The sequence below is a fragment of the Streptomyces spinoverrucosus genome (assembly GCF_015712165.1).
In the GTDB taxonomy this organism is placed as follows: domain Bacteria; phylum Actinomycetota; class Actinomycetes; order Streptomycetales; family Streptomycetaceae; genus Streptomyces; species Streptomyces spinoverrucosus_A.
The window spans coordinates 2,830,158-2,844,406 of record NZ_JADPZX010000001.1 but is presented as its reverse complement, the minus strand read 5'-3'; the positions used below and the strand labels follow the sequence as shown (position 1 = coordinate 2,844,406).

Here is a 14,249-nt window from a genome sequence, read left to right as displayed (position 1 = left end):
TTCTCCCTTCGTCTGGTCATCCTCCTGAGGAGAACTACTGGGATGGCCGAAAGGCGGGGGTGCCTCCGGTTCCATACGTATGCAACGGCCTGCTTGTTACAAACATTCCCTACGCTAAGGAAATTTTTCGAACGTCTAATTACTGACCGGTAAGCCGCTGTACTGAGACTAACCGGGACCGGTTGTGTTCGCAGCGTGACCGACGGGACAATAGAGGTGATGAACGACGACCTCGCGGCCCTGACCGCCCGCATCGACCGCACGAACGAGCTGCTGCAGCGCATGCTCGCCGAGGTGGCGAAGACACCCTCGACCCATGCCATCTTCGTCGACGCGGGGTATCTCTACGCGGCCGCGGGCCGGTTGGTCGCCGGGACCGAGGACCGGCGCGCCTTCGACCTCGACGCCGAGGGGCTGATCGAGGCGCTCATCGACAAGGCCCGCCAGATCTTCGCGGACAGCAGGCTGTTGCGGGTCTACTGGTACGACGGCGCCCGGCGCCGTATCCACACCACCGAGCAGCAGTCCATCGCCGAACTGCCCGACGTCAAGGTCCGCCTGGGCAACCTCAACGCCAACAACCAGCAGAAGGGCGTCGACTCACTGATCCGCACCGACCTGGAGTCCCTCGCCCGGCACCGCGCCATCAGCGACGCGGCCCTGCTCGGCGGCGACGAGGACCTGGTCTCGGCGGTCGAGGCGGCGCAGGGGTACGGGGCGCGGGTGCACCTGTGGGGCATCGAGGCACCCGAGGGCCGCAACCAGGCCGAGCCGCTGCTGTGGGAGGTCGACAGCCAGCGCACCCTCGACCTCGACTTCTTCAAGCCGTACGTCTCCCGGCGCACGGCCGCCGCCTACGAGCCCGCCGCTGCCGCCGCCCGGCCCGCCCGCGAGGACGTCCGCTTCGTCGGCGCGCAGATCGCGGCGAAGTGGCTGGCGGCGCGGGGTCGGGAGTCGCTGGTGGAGCTGCTGCCCGGACATCCCTATCTGCCCGGCTCGGTGGACCAGGACCTGCTGGTGGAGGCCGAGGGGCTGCTGCAGTACTCGCTGCGGGGGCAGGCGGATCTGCGCCGGGCGCTGCGGGACGGGTTCTGGGAGCACCTGCAGACGCAGTACTAGCTCGTCGAGGACACCGTGTCCCAGAAGTCCGCGATCGCGCGGGCCGTCGGCAGGGGCTGGTCCGCGTTCGGCGAGTGTTCGGCGTCCTCGACGACCGTGCGGTGCGCGTGCAGCCGTACGGCCATGTCGTCCAGGAGCGGCAGCGGCCAGGTGTCGTCCCGCACGCCCGACAAGACGTGGAACGGCAGCGGTACGGCGGCGAGTTCGGCGACGCGGTCCGGCTCGGTGGACAACTGGCGGCCGGTGGCGATGAGTTGGGCGGGCTTGTTGCCGAGCCAGCGGCGGCGCAGGAGTTCGGGGCCGCCGATGCCGCGCGCCGGGCCGCCGACCTCCTCCGGGGCGCCCATCGTCTGGATCACCTCCCAGACCTCGGCCAACGTCATCACGGCGAGCGCGTCCCGCAGCAGCTTCACACGCTGCTGCTGGGAGACCGAGATCTGCGCCGGACCGGACGACATGAGGGTGAGTGAGACGAAGGGGGAGTGGTCCAGCAGGACCGCGGCGCGGGCGATCTGGCCGCCCAGGGAGTGCCCGAGGAGGTGCAGCTCCGCGCCCAGGGCATCGGCCTGTGCGAGTACGTCCCGGGCCAACTCCGGCTGGGCGTAGGCCGTTTCGTCGTCCGCCGGCCCGTCCGACTCGAACTGTCCCCGCCCGTCCACGGCCACCGTCCGGTAGCCGCGCGCCGCGAGCGGCCCCTGCATCAGGCGGAAGTCCTCCTTGCTGCCCGTGAAACCGGGGACCAGCAGGGCAGTACCGCGCGGTTCGACGCCGGGGGCGACCGGTACGTCCACGACCGCGAAGTCACCGCGCGGGGTGCGGAGGGGGTAGGCGCGGGCGCCGGGGGGCGGGGTGTGAGTGGCGGGCGTGGTCACGGGGTGAGGGTAGCGGGTGGGCGTGTATGGGGGAGGGCGGGGAGGGGAACGGGGTGGGGCTCGTTGCGTTGGGGCGTTGCATTTTGCGAGGGGGCGTTCATTGGGGGCGTTGCGTTGGGAGGCGTGGCGTTGGGGGCGTTGTACTGGCGGCGTTGCATTGGGGGCGTCCGCGGCCCTTCGTCCCGTGCGGGAACGCCGACGGCCCGGTCCCACGTGAGGTGGGCCGGGCCGTCGGGTGGCGGTATGTCAGCTCTCCGCTGCCTCCACGGCGGCCGTGGCCTTGCGGGTGCGGCGGCGCGGCTTGGGCTCCGGCTCCTGCGTGGCCTGCGCCGGGATCTCGGCGGTCGCCTCCGGGGCCGGGGCGGTCGCCTTGCGGGTGCGGCGTGCCTTCGGCTTGGCCTCCGCGGTGTCGGCGGCCGCTTCGGGGGTGGCGGTGGCCGTCTTGCGGGTGCGGGTGCGCTTGGGCTTGGCCTCGGCGCCTTCGGCGGTGTCGACCGCCGCCTCGGGCGCGGCGGCTGCCGTCTTCCGGGTGCGCTTGGGCTTCGCCTCGGCGTCGTCGGAGGTGGCGGCCGTCGCCTTGCGGGTGCGCTTGGGCTTGGCCTCGGCGCCTTCGGCGGTGTCGACCGCGGCCTCGGCCGGTGCGGTTGCTGCCTTGCGGATGCGCTTGGGCTTGGCGTCGGCGTCCTCGGCGGTGGCGGCGGTCGCCTTGCGGGTGCGCTTGGGCTTGGCCTCGGCGCCTTCGGCGGTGTCGACCACCGCCTCGGGCGCGGCGGCTGCCGTCTTCCGGGTCCGCTTGGGCTTGGCCTCGGTCTCCTCGGCCGTGGCAGCCGTCTTGCGGGTGCGCTTCGGCTTGGCCTCGGTGGCCTCGGCGGTGTCGACCGCCGCCTCCGGCGCGGCGGTTGCCGTCTTGCGGGTGCGGGTGCGTTTCGGCTTGGTCTCCACGGCCTCGGCGGTGTCGACCGCTGCCTCGGCTGCCGGGGCGATCTCGGCGACCTGCGGAGCCTCCACGGCCTCAACCGGCTGTGCCTCCGCCGACTTGCGCGTCCGGCGGCGGCGCGGCTTCGCCGGCGTCTCCGGGGCCTCCACAGCGGCGGCGCCCTCGGCCGTCGTCACCGCGGTCTCCGCGCCCTCGGTCACGGGCGACTCGACCGCCGCCGTGGCCGTCGCCTCAGCCGCCGGGGCGCCGGCACGGGTGCGGCGTCGGCGGCGCAGGGTGCGCGGCGCGGCGGCCTCCTCCGTGGTCGCCTCGGCGGTCGTGGCCTCCGGCGTCTCCGTCGCGTCCAGCGGCGCACCACCGCGCGTACGGCGGCGGCGCCTCGGCGCATGGGACGAACGCTCACGGTCGGCGGAGCGGGACTCGTCCCGGCCGCCCCGGCCACCGCGACCGCGCCCACCGCGGCCGCCCGGCTCGCCCAGGTCCTCCAGCTCCTCCGCGTCGAGCCCCGCGCGCGTGCGCTCGGCACGCGGCAGGATGCCCTTGGTGCCCGCGGGGATGCTCAGTTCCTCGAAGAGGTGCGGGGACGTGGAGTACGTCTCCGGCGGGTCGTTGAAGTCCAGCTCCAGCGCCTTGTTGATCAGCTGCCAGCGCGGGATGTCGTCCCAGTCGACCAGCGTGATCGCCGTACCGGACGCACCCGCGCGGCCCGTGCGGCCGATGCGGTGCAGGTACGTCTTCTCGTCCTCCGGCGACTGGTAGTTGATGACGTGCGTCACACCCTCGACGTCGATGCCGCGCGCGGCGACGTCGGTGCAGACGAGGACGTCCACCTTGCCGTTGCGGAAGGCGCGCAGCGCCTGCTCGCGGGCGCCCTGGCCGAGGTCGCCGTGGACCGCGCCGGAGGCGAAGCCCCGCTGCTTGAGCTGGTCGGCGAGGTCGGCCGCGGTGCGCTTGGTCCGGCAGAAGATCATCGCCAGCCCGCGGCCCTCGGCCTGCAGTATGCGGGCGACCATCTCGGGCTTGTCCATGTTGTGCGCCCGGTAGACGTGCTGCGAGATGTTCGCGACCGTCACGCCCTCGTCGTCCGGCGCGGTGGCGCGGATGTGCGTGGGCTGAGACATGTAACGGCGGGCCAGGCCGATGACCGCGCCCGGCATGGTCGCCGAGAACAGCATCGTCTGGCGGCGCACCGGAAGCATGTTGATGATCTTCTCGACGTCGGGCAGGAAGCCCAGGTCGAGCATCTCGTCGGCCTCGTCGAGAACCAGGCACTTGACGTGGTTGAGGTTGAGCTTCTTCTGGCCGGCCAGGTCCAGCAGTCGGCCCGGGGTGCCGACGACCACGTCGACGCCCTTCTTCAGGGCCTCGACCTGCGGCTCGTAGGCGCGGCCGCCGTAGATCGCGGTGACGCGAACGTTGCGCACCTTGCCCGCGGTCAGCAGGTCGTTGGTGACCTGCGTGCACAGCTCGCGCGTCGGGACGACGACGAGGGCCTGCGGGGCGTCGGTGAGGGCCTCGGGCTCGGCGCGCCCGGCCTCGACGTCGACGGGAACGGTGACGCGCTCAAGGAGCGGAAGGCCGAAGCCCAGCGTCTTGCCGGTGCCGGTCTTGGCCTGGCCGATGACGTCCGTGCCGGAGAGGGCGACGGGGAGGGTCATCTCCTGGATGGGGAACGGGGTGACGATGCCGACGGCCTCCAGGGCCTCGGCGGTCTCGGGGAGGATCCCGAGCTGTCGGAACGTCGTAGTCAGGGTGCTGCCTCTTCTGTGTGCGCGGTACGAGGCGAGCGCGGGGGTCGTGTCGGACCGTGCCGGGGACGTCGGCCGCCGTAGGGGCGCGCCGTAGGACACGGGACCTCTGCCAACGCTCCAGCGTTCGTACCGCTGAGGGTGTCCCTCCGATCGTCGTACGCACCGTGCCGTACGGTCAGGGAGGGCTGTCGGGTCGGAGCCGATCGGGCCACCGACCGGGCATCCTCATACATGCGGCCTGTCGAGGCACGGCTGAATCGTCGCCGTACCAGCAGGCGCATTACCACCATACCCCGGAATCGCGCACATGCGATGGCCGATTCCGTGACGTAGTCATCGTCACACTTGTGCGCGCGTTCCTTCGCGTCGTCGTGGTCACACTGATTGACCAGGGACTTCCACCCCGCGACGAGCGGGCTATTGTGCGCTTCATGACGACCTCTGACAAGCCTGAGCACGCCGCCGAGACCACCGACGCCGCCGCACACACCGGGGTCGCCGCCCAGGACTGGGCGACCGCCGCCGCCGATCCGCAGTACCGGGCCGCGGTCGTGGATCTGCTGGGCGCGCTCGCGTACGGGGAGCTCGCGGCGTTCGAGCGGCTCGCAGAGGACGCCAAGCTGGCGCCGACGCTGGAGGACAAGGCGGAGCTGGCGAAGATGGCGTCGGCCGAGTTCCACCACTTCGAGCGGCTGCGCGACCGGCTCACCGAGATCGGCGAGGAGCCGACCGCCGCGATGGAGCCGTTCGTCGCCGCGCTCGACGGCTTCCACAAGCAGACGGCGCCCTCGGACTGGCTGGAGGGGCTGGTCAAGGCCTATGTCGGCGACTCCATCGCCAGCGACTTCTACCGCGAGGTGGCCGCGCGCCTGGACGCCGACACCCGGTCCCTGGTGCTGGCCGTGCTCGACGACACCGGCCACGCCGGGTTCGCCGTCGAACGGGTGCGGGCGGCGATCGACGCCGACCCGCGCGTGGGTGGACGGCTCGCGCTGTGGGCGCGACGGCTGATGGGGGAGGCCCTGTCCCAGTCCCAGCGGGTGGTCGCCGAGCGCGACGCCCTGTCCATGATGCTGGTGGGCGGCGTCGCCGACGGCTTCGACCTCGCCGAGGTCGGCAGGATGTTCTCCCGGATCACCGAGGCGCACACCAAGCGGATGGCCGCCCTGGGGCTGGCCGCCTGAGGCGTCGCCGTCTAAGGACGACGACGGTTGCGGCGGCGGCTCAGGCCGTCGCCGATCGTCGGCGGAGTCTTCCCGCCGGGCGCAGCAGCAGGGAGAGGGACGCGGCCGAGACGATCGCCGCGCCGAGGAGCACCAGCAGGACGCCACCGGCCTCCAGCGCGCTGTGCGTGAGGAAGGCACCGAAGAGGGCTCCGGCGACACCGGTGGACAGGACCAGGGGGCGGGCCGGGAGGCGGTGCGGCAGGCGCGCGGCGTAGACCCATGACAGGGCCAGGCCGAGGATCGCGGAGCTGAGTGCTTCCAGGAGCATGTCAGGGTCCTCCCACATGGCCGGCCTGCCCGAAACGGTCGTAGCCCGTCTTACCCCTGACCTGCGGAATGCAATCCTCCTGTGTGCGGGAGGTGTGCTCCGTTTGTGAATCCGTGCGTGATGCATCGAAAACGGCCGGAACAGGCTGAAACGGAGAGGTTCGGTACAGAGGTACAGAAGGGCCCGGCGGTTCGTACAAGCCGCCGGGCCCTTCCGTCTGCCGCTGTGCGCGGCCCGCCTACAGCGCGCCGAAGCCCACCTTGCGCGGTGCCGGCTCGCCGAGCTCGACGTAGGCGAGACGGTCGGCCGGGACCAGGATCTTGCGGCCGTGCTCATCCACGAGGCTGAGCAGCTGCGACTTACCGGCCAGCGCCTCGGCCACCACGCGCTCGACCTCCTCGGCACTCTGACCGCTCTCCAGAACGATCTCGCGCGGCGCGTGCTGAACGCCGATCTTGACCTCCACGGCTATGTCCCTCCGAACGGTCAGTGAAGTGCGCGGGCGTCCGCGCCGTACCCAGCACACATTAGCCCGGTGAGGGGACGCGCACGCTCCGCGCGAGAACGCCAGGAGCGAACAGCCGACGGGAACAAACGCGCAGGCGTCAGTGGTGCGGCTGCTCGCTGCCGTGCAGCGGGAAGCCCGCGATGCCCCGCCAGGCCAGCGAGGTCAGCAGCTGCACCGCCTGGTCGCGCGGCACGCTGCGGTCGCTGTGCAGCCAGGAGCGGGCCACCACCTGGGCGAGGCCGCCGAGCCCGGAGGCCAGCAGCATCGACTCCGCGCGCGAGAGGCCGGTGTCCTCGGCGATCACGTCACAGATCGCCTCGGCGCACTCGTTCGTGACCTTGTCGACGCGCTCGCGCACGGCGGGCTCGTTGGTCAGGTCGGACTCGAAGACCAGCCGGAAGGCGCCGCCGTCGTCCTCGACGTATGCGAAGTAGGCGTCCATCGTGGCCCGTACGCGCTGCTTGTTGTCGGTCGTCGACGCGAGCGCGTTGCGCACGGCCTGGATGAGGGACTCGCAGTGCTGGTCCAGCAGAGCCAGGTAGAGGTCGAGCTTGCCCGGGAAGTGCTGGTAGAGCACCGGCTTGCTGACGCCGGCGCGCTCGGCGATGTCGTCCATCGCGGCCGCGTGGTAGCCCTGGGCCACGAAGACTTCCTGTGCGGCGCCCAGCAGCTGGTTCCGGCGGGCACGGCGCGGCAGGCGCGTACCTCGCGGGCGTGCTGCCTCAGTTTGCTCGATGGCTGTCACGCCGCCTCCCAAAGTCGTCCACATGCGGTGTGCGCCGCGCGGCCATCGTACTTTTCGGTAACCGTGCTGTGCGCGGTGCGAGCGCAGAATTTCACGGACCGGACGGCTACGAAAGTCGCACAGAGTGTTTCGAACGGGTGCAGAGCGGGCAAAAATGGGCCTCGCTCCCGCTCAACGGCACCTGGTGTCGTCATACGTCACCGATAGTCATCCTCGTCGAGGCTCACGACCCGGGCCTGTTCCGCGAGGTCACCCTCGCTGGCCCGGTCGGGCTCCACGCCGGTCAGCGGGTCGTCGCGGTCGGACGCGAGGTCCGCGTGCTGCTCGGCCGCGTCGACCTCGGGGGCCTCGACGTCGAACTCCTGCGCTTCCTCGGTCTCCTCGTCCTCGAAGGTCTCGGGATCGGTGGGGTCAACGGCCATGGCGGGCTCCCTTCCTACGAACGTCCCTGAGGCAAGCAGGGGCCACACGCGGGTGCCCTCTATACGAGCCTAGGAGACACCCGATCCGGACGCTATGCGATCCGCGTCCGGAACGTCACGCGCTGCGCATCCGGCGGGCGGCCGTCGATCCGCACCTGTGGATCTTTCGCGCCCGGGACTGTCATGTCCCTGTGACGGTGATCTCCCGTGTCCGTGTCGGCGAACACATGAACCACCGCGTGATCACCTCGTAACATTGCCGCATGTCTTCGACCGAGTTGCCGTACGTGCCGACCGCCAACGTGCTCCCGAAGGTGGCGCCCGTCCGGGTCGCGGAGGGCGAGCGGCTCAAGTCGGTCCGGCTGCCCGGCATCACGCTCACGGTCCGTTCGAGGCCACCCGCGCGCGAGGGCCTGCCGCCCGCGCTGTACGTCCATGGCCTCGGCGGTTCCTCGCAGAACTGGTCGGCGCTGATGGAGCTGCTCGACGCGGACGTCGACTGCGAGGCCGTCGACCTGCCGGGCTTCGGCGACTCCCCGCCCCCGGACGACGGCGACTACTCGGTCACCGGGCACGCGCGCGCGGTCATTCGCTACCTGGACGCCTCCGGGCGCGGCCCGGTGCATCTGTTCGGCAACTCCCTCGGCGGCGCGGTCACCACCCGCGTCGCCGCCGTTCGTCCGGACCTCGTCCGGACGCTGACGCTCGTCTCGCCGGCGCTGCCGGAGCTCCGTATCCAGCGCAGCGCCGTCCCCACGGCCCTGCTGGCGCTGCCCGGAGTGGTCCAGCTCTTCACCCGCTTCACCACCGGCTGGACGGCCGAGCAACGGGTCCGGGGCGTCCTGACGCTCTGCTACGGCGACCCCGAGCGCGTGTCGCCCGAAGGTTTCCACAACGCCGTGGAGGAGATGGAGCGGCGGCTGCAACTGCCGTACTTCTGGGACGCGATGGCGCGCTCCGCGCGCGGGATCGTCAACGCGTACACGCTGGGTGGCCAGCACGGACTGTGGCGCCAGGCCGAGCGGGTGCTCGCCCCCACGCTCCTCATCTACGGCGGCCGGGACCAGCTCGTGGGCTTCCGCATGGCCCAGAAGGCCGCCCGCTCTTTCCGCGACGCGCGGCTCCTGACGCTTCCGAACGCCGGGCATGTGGCGATGATGGAGTACCCGGGTACGGTGGCGAAGGCGTTTCGTGAACTGCTGGTGGAGGCGGAGGCCGAAGTGAGAGCGAGTGACGACGGTGCCTCCGGTGGTGTCGCCTCCGGCGGTGCCGACTCGGGCGGTGCCGGCTCGGGCGGGCGCGGGTCCGCCGGTGGGGCCTTCGCGGGTGGGGCCGAGTCCGCGAGCGCGGGGAGCTGAGGGGCGAGGTGGGACGCCACAGTCGCCGTGGTCCGGCACCCAAGGGTGACACCGCGGACAAGGGAACGCGCCGCCGCGCGCCCGGGCCTTCGGGAAGGCGGGGGGTTGCCGAGGAGACGCCCGCGCGGGGAGTACCGCGGGCGCCGGACGGCACTCCGGGGCGGGAGGCGCCGCGTTTTGCGGACGGTGCTCCGGGGCGGGAGGCGCCGCGTTTTGCGGACGGTGCTCCGGGGCAGGGGGTGCCGCGTTTTGCGGACGGTGCTCCGGGGCAGGGGGTGACCCGTTTTCCGGGCGGCACTACGGCCCCGGGAGCCCAACGGTTGCCGGACGGTACTCCGGCGCACGGCTTTCCGCGTCTTCCCGATGGCACTCCGGCGCACGGCATGCCTCGCTTTCCCGACGGCACTCCCGCCCACGGCGTTCCCCAGGTCCGCGGTGGTCACCCCGAGCAGCGTGAACAAGGGGGCGGCTGGGGTGAGTTGAGGGGGCGCACGGTTGCGGGAACCGGCGCTCCGGTGTTCCCCCGCCAGCGACAGGCGCCCCCTGGCCAGCGACAGGCGCCCCCTGGCCAGCGACAGGCGCCCCCTGGCCAGCGACAGGCGCCCCCAGGCCCGCGCCAGGCGCGCCCTGGTCCGCGCCAGGACTACCTCGACGCCTTCGACGAGCAGGACGACGTCTTCGTACTCCGTAACCCGGCCCTCACCGCCCCCACCGCCCACTCCTACGCCTCCGTCACCAGCTGGGACACCGAAACCGAGGCGGACGACGAGGTACCTCCGACCGGCGAACCCGCGTCCCCCAAGGGCGGCAAGGGCCGCGCCCTCGCCGGTATCGCGGCCGCCGCCGTGACCACCGTGCTGGCCGTGATCGTCGCCGGGCAGGTCACCGGCCAGGGCGAGGACGGTGCCGTGGAGTCGCAGTCCGCCGGCGACCAGTCCAGGGACGTCCGGGACTCCGCGTCGCGGGGGGACGGGAGGCCGACGCCGTCCGGTACCCCGAGCGCGGCTCCACTGACGTACGAGCAGAAGATGGGCCGCACGTACCCGCTGAGCGCGACGCTCGACGGCTCGGGGAAGTTCGACGCGATCCCCGGGATCGACAAGGCGCCGGGGGCGGGGCAGAAGTACACCTACCGCGTGGACGTGGAGCAGGGGCTCGGCCTCGACGGTGAGCTCTTCGCGCAGGCCGTGCAGAAGACGCTAAACGACGACCGGAGTTGGGCGCACAGCGGCGGCCGTACCTTCGAACGGATCCACTCCGGGAAACCCGACTTCGTGATCACGCTCGCCAGCCCCGGCACCACCGCCGACTGGTGCGCCAAGTCGGGCCTGGACACGACGGTCGACAATGTGTCCTGCGACTCCGCCGCCACCGAGCGCGTGATGATCAACGCCTATCGATGGGCGCAGGGTTCGGAGACGTACGGCGACAAGATCTACGCCTACCGGCAGATGCTGATCAACCACGAGATCGGCCACCGCCTCGGCTACTCCCACGTCACCTGCGACAAAGCCGGCGAACTGGCGCCCGTCATGCAGCAGCAGACGAAGTTCCTGGAGCACGACGGCATCCGCTGCAAGGCCAACCCCTGGCCGTACCCGGAGAGTTGAGCCCGCTCTTCACGTATGACAATCCGTAGGCGCTCGATCTCCTAGCGCGACAAAACGCGTCCCGCACGGGAAAGTTACGACCGTTCACCCCTTTTGGTGGCGCGACGGACAACCGTCCGTCGCGCCACCGGCTTGTCCGCATACGTTCTTTCCCGCTGCGAGCCGTCGACCCAACGACGGCTCCCCTTAGGGAAGATCGGGGGTGCATTCGTGCGCATAGGACTCCTCACCGAGGGTGGCTATCCGTACGTGAGCGGTGACGCCAGTCCCTGGTGCGACCGGCTCGTGCGCGGGCTCGCGCAGCACGAGTTCGACGTCTACGCGCTCAGCCGCAGCGAGCGCCAGGAGGACGAGGGCCGGCTCCCGCTGCCGCCCCAGGTCCGCCATGTCCGTACGGCACCGCTGTGGGCGGCGGAGGACGACGGCTTCGTGTACGGCCGCCGCGCGCGCCGACGGTTCGCGGAGTGCTACGGGGAGCTCGCGGCCGTACTGTGCGCCGGGGCCGCCACTGAAGGCGACGGGGCTTCCGCGCAACCGGTCGGGTCGTCGGCCACTGTGGCGGACCGTTTCGCCAACGCCCTCTACGGGCTTGCCGAACTCGCCCGCGACGAGGGCGGACTGGTGGGCGCCCTCCGCTCAGAGACCGCCGTACGCGCCCTGGAGCGCGCCTGCCGTGCGCCGGGCGCCCTCCATACGGCGCACGAGGCGCGCGTACCGGATCTCCTCGCCGTCGCCGCGCACCTGGAACACGCCCTGCGCCCCCTCTCCCTCGACTGGTACGAGGACGACGGACTCGGCTCGGTCGACCTGTGCCACGCGGCGTCGGGCGGCGCGGCGGCCCTGCCCGGCCTGCTGGCCCGCCACTTCACCGGCGTACCCCTGCTCGTCACCGAGTACGGCGTGCGGTTGCGCACGCACTACCTCACCACCACCGACTCCCCGCCCGCCGTACGGTCCCTGATCGCCGCGTTCCACGGCAGGCTCGCCGCGGAGATCTACCGACAGGCCGCGTACATCACGCCCGGCAACGCACACGCCCGCCGCTGGCAGGAACGCTGCGGCGCCGACCGCGCGAAGCTGCGCACGGTCTATCCCGGGATGGACGCGGGCCCCTTCGCCGAGGTGGGGGAGTCCCCGGAGCGCGCGGCCCCCGACACGCTGGTCTGGGTGGGCGGTATCGAACCGGCCAAGGACCTCGTCTCTCTGCTCCACGCCTTCGGGGAGATCCACAAGGACCAACCGGGCACCCGCCTGCGCATCGTCGGCTCCCCGACGGGCCCCGAGGGCGCCGCCTACCTCAGCCAGTGCAGGGCGCTGGCCGCCCAGCTCTTCCCGGACGAGGCCGACGGCCCGCACGAGGTCGGCGACAACCCCGTCTCCTTCGAGGAGATCGGCGGCCCGGAGACCCCGACTCTCGCCGACGCCTACGCGTCCGGCGCCGTCATCGTCCTTTCCAGCGTCGTCGAGGGCTTCCCGATCAGCCTGGTCGAGGCCATGTTCTCCGGGCGGGCGACGGTGTCGACCGACGTCGGCGCGGTCGTAGAGGTCATCGGCGGTACGGGGCTCGTGGTGCCGCCGCGCAACCCCCGAGCGCTCGCCGAGGCGTGCGTGGCGCTGTTGCGCGACCCCGAGCGCCGCGAGCGCCTGGGCGCCGCAGCGCGCGCCCGCGCCCTCGAACTGTTCACCGTCGAGCAGAACGTCGCGGCATTTCACGGCATTTATCTGGAGATCGTCTCCCGCTGCCCAGCCCGCCACGCAGTTCTCGACGACACGGGTGCCCCCCTCCCCTTCGCCGTCCCCGCCGAGGCTCATGTCCCGGGTCGCTGGACCGCCGCCGCGAGCCGCATGGTGGCCCGCGGCGGTCCCGGTTGGGCAGCAGGCCCACCCGTACGCGCCACGCGCGTCCCCGCGGCGGAGGCGGCCCGATGACCGACGTACACAAACGCGACCTCCCCGGCGCATGGGACGCTCGCTCGGAGCAGTGCCTCACCACGGAGCCCCCGGCCGACCCCACTCCACAACGCACCCCGCGCCGTGGCCCCGCGGACCCGGTCAAGGCCCTGCTGCACCGTCACCGCGACCTGTGCGAACGTGCGGTGGACCCCCTGGAGATCGCCGCCGGTCTGGAGATCCACGGCATCACCGACCGCACCGCCGCCCGCTTCCGCCACAAGGACGTCTTCTCCCTGGCGGAGGAGATGTACGCCCGGATCCCCCGCGCCAACGACACCCCTCAAACCCCCACACCCGCCACAACCCCCCGCCCCCACGCCACCTGGATCCTCCGCACCCTCCTCCCCGGCGCCACCTGCGCCGCAACCGTGGCCGCCCTCCACCTCACCCACGGCCGGCCCCGCCTCCTCGCCGCCACCGCGGGCACCCTGGCCGTCGCCTTCTCCCTACGCGCAGCCCTGTCCCGAGGCCCCCTGAGCGCAAAGGGTTCCGGAACCCTCATCTGGACGTGCTGGCTCCTCGCCTACGCGACCCTGGGCGACGGCCTCCTGAAGGCAGCCGCAACCGGAGGCCCGGAAACCCTCCCGACCACCACCCCAAACAGCCCCTGGCCGATCACAACGGCCCCCCTCCTCGCCCTCACCATCTCCTGCGCCCCCGCGGCCTGGCTCGCCCACCACTTCGCCACAAAAGCCCACCACAAACTGACGACAAGCCGATCCCTCGACGAGTTCGTGGCATCGGTACGCCCCCTCCTCCTGACCACGTTCACCCTCTACGTGGCGGCGGTGGCCCTCATCACCGTCCTCCTGGGAGAACCGGCCCCCCAAACCCTCACCCTCGCCGCCCTCCTCTTCCTGACCCGCCTCCTCACCATCCACGGCTTCACCCGCGCCCCCGCCGCGATCCTCACGGCAACAGCCACAGCCCAGGCCACAGCCCTGGCCACCCTCTTCGCGGCCCGCCTCCCGTACTGCGCCTTCCTGGCCACCCCCGTCCAAACCCTCATCGACACCTGGGGCCCAGGCGCAATCCCCACCCTGACCTGCGGATCAGCGGCCCTCACCCTCCTGATCCACGCCACCCGCAAACTCCCCCGCGCCTCGGCGCACGCGAGAACGGCAACACGATGGTGAGCCGAGCCACCCCCGTACGGACGGCCGCGTACGCACGGAAGGGGCCGTGTCGGGGGGTGTCCGCCCGCAGCGGTTGGCGCGTCAACCCGGCTGCGTTGGTAAGTGACCGATTCCGCGCCGTTCCGAGGACGGACACCCCCCGACACGGCCCCGCCCCACCACCCGGCGTCAGGCGCTACGCACACCCCCACAACCCGCACGGGCCGCCGCGGGCCCCGCACAACGCGCGGCCGCACCCAACCAGCTGCCGCCAGCCACCGCAGGCCCCCGCACAACACGCGGCCGCACCCAACGAGCTGCCGCAGGCCCCCGCACAACACGCGGCCGCACCCAACGAGCTGCCG

General features: G+C 72.0%; 12 protein-coding genes. 6 read left to right on the top strand and 6 right to left on the bottom strand.

Annotated features, from left to right (window positions below):
* The first annotated feature begins 219 nt into the window (after positions 1-219).
* The gene (locus I2W78_RS12655; protein WP_196459582.1) at positions 220-1,119 is read left to right on the top strand and encodes an NYN domain-containing protein; all 900 of its coding nucleotides are present in this window, start codon (positions 220-222) and stop codon (positions 1,117-1,119) included.
* Here the strand turns inward: I2W78_RS12655 and I2W78_RS12650 are convergent.
* Positions 1,116-1,991, bottom strand: a complete 876-nt coding sequence (locus I2W78_RS12650) for an alpha/beta fold hydrolase (RefSeq protein WP_196459580.1) — start codon at positions 1,989-1,991, stop codon at positions 1,116-1,118. The two genes, I2W78_RS12655 and I2W78_RS12650, sit on opposite strands and share 4 nt — an antisense overlap.
* 246 nt (positions 1,992-2,237) lie before the next feature.
* The gene (locus I2W78_RS12645) at positions 2,238-4,586 is read right to left on the bottom strand and encodes a DEAD/DEAH box helicase (protein WP_196464530.1); all 2,349 of its coding nucleotides are present in this window, start codon (positions 4,584-4,586) and stop codon (positions 2,238-2,240) included.
* 515 nt (positions 4,587-5,101) lie between these two features.
* Between I2W78_RS12645 and I2W78_RS12640 the strand changes: the two genes are divergently transcribed.
* The gene (locus I2W78_RS12640; protein WP_196459578.1) at positions 5,102-5,863 is read left to right on the top strand and encodes a ferritin-like fold-containing protein; all 762 of its coding nucleotides are present in this window, start codon (positions 5,102-5,104) and stop codon (positions 5,861-5,863) included.
* A 40-nt stretch (positions 5,864-5,903) separates the two neighbouring features.
* Here the strand turns inward: I2W78_RS12640 and I2W78_RS12635 are convergent, their stop codons facing one another.
* The 4 genes from I2W78_RS12635 to I2W78_RS12620 form a co-directional block, all read right to left on the bottom strand.
* A complete protein-coding gene (locus I2W78_RS12635) occupies positions 5,904-6,173 on the bottom strand; it encodes a hypothetical protein (RefSeq protein WP_196459576.1) in 270 nt (89 codons plus the stop codon).
* Positions 6,174-6,411: 238 nt separating this feature from the next.
* The gene (locus I2W78_RS12630; RefSeq protein ID WP_196459574.1) at positions 6,412-6,639 is read right to left on the bottom strand and encodes a DUF3107 domain-containing protein; all 228 of its coding nucleotides are present in this window, start codon (positions 6,637-6,639) and stop codon (positions 6,412-6,414) included.
* A gap of 139 nt (positions 6,640-6,778) precedes the next feature.
* Entirely contained in the window at positions 6,779-7,426 is a 648-nt protein-coding gene (locus tag I2W78_RS12625) for a TetR/AcrR family transcriptional regulator (protein ID WP_196459572.1), read from the bottom strand.
* A gap of 197 nt (positions 7,427-7,623) precedes the next feature.
* Positions 7,624-7,848, bottom strand: coding sequence for a hypothetical protein (locus I2W78_RS12620; RefSeq protein ID WP_196459570.1), 225 nt, complete (start codon positions 7,846-7,848; stop codon positions 7,624-7,626).
* Positions 7,849-8,111: 263 nt separating this feature from the next.
* Here I2W78_RS12620 and I2W78_RS12615 point away from each other — a divergent pair, with 263 nt between their 5' ends.
* From I2W78_RS12615 to I2W78_RS12600, 4 genes are all read left to right on the top strand, one after another.
* Positions 8,112-9,206, top strand: a complete 1,095-nt coding sequence (locus I2W78_RS12615) for an alpha/beta fold hydrolase (RefSeq protein ID WP_196459568.1) — start codon at positions 8,112-8,114, stop codon at positions 9,204-9,206.
* An 8-nt stretch (positions 9,207-9,214) separates the two neighbouring features.
* Positions 9,215-10,816: a DUF3152 domain-containing protein gene (locus I2W78_RS12610; protein ID WP_196459566.1), complete on the top strand. Its 1,602-nt coding sequence runs from the start codon at positions 9,215-9,217 to the stop codon at positions 10,814-10,816.
* A gap of 210 nt (positions 10,817-11,026) precedes the next feature.
* Complete coding sequence (locus I2W78_RS12605) at positions 11,027-12,745, top strand: DUF3492 domain-containing protein (protein WP_196459564.1); 1,719 nt, start codon at positions 11,027-11,029, stop codon at positions 12,743-12,745.
* A complete protein-coding gene (locus tag I2W78_RS12600; protein ID WP_196459562.1) occupies positions 12,742-13,905 on the top strand; it encodes a hypothetical protein in 1,164 nt (387 codons plus the stop codon). Before I2W78_RS12605 ends, I2W78_RS12600 begins: the two co-directional genes overlap by 4 nt.
* Positions 13,906-14,249 lie beyond the last annotated feature (344 nt).

What these genes read in the sequence shown, in the direction of transcription:
- I2W78_RS12615 (WP_196459568.1), top strand. Translation starts at nt 8,112, where the DNA reads ATGTCTTCGACCGAGTTGCCGTACGTGCCGACCGCCAACGTGCTCCCG.
- I2W78_RS12600 (WP_196459562.1), top strand. Translation starts at nt 12,742, where the DNA reads ATGACCGACGTACACAAACGCGACCTCCCCGGCGCATGGGACGCTCGC.
- I2W78_RS12635 (WP_196459576.1), bottom strand. Translation starts at nt 6,173, where the DNA reads ATGCTCCTGGAAGCACTCAGCTCCGCGATCCTCGGCCTGGCCCTGTCA.
- I2W78_RS12655 (WP_196459582.1), top strand. Translation starts at nt 220, where the DNA reads ATGAACGACGACCTCGCGGCCCTGACCGCCCGCATCGACCGCACGAAC.
- I2W78_RS12620 (WP_196459570.1), bottom strand. Translation starts at nt 7,848, where the DNA reads ATGGCCGTTGACCCCACCGATCCCGAGACCTTCGAGGACGAGGAGACC.
- I2W78_RS12645 (WP_196464530.1), bottom strand. Translation starts at nt 4,586, where the DNA reads ATGACCCTCCCCGTCGCCCTCTCCGGCACGGACGTCATCGGCCAGGCC.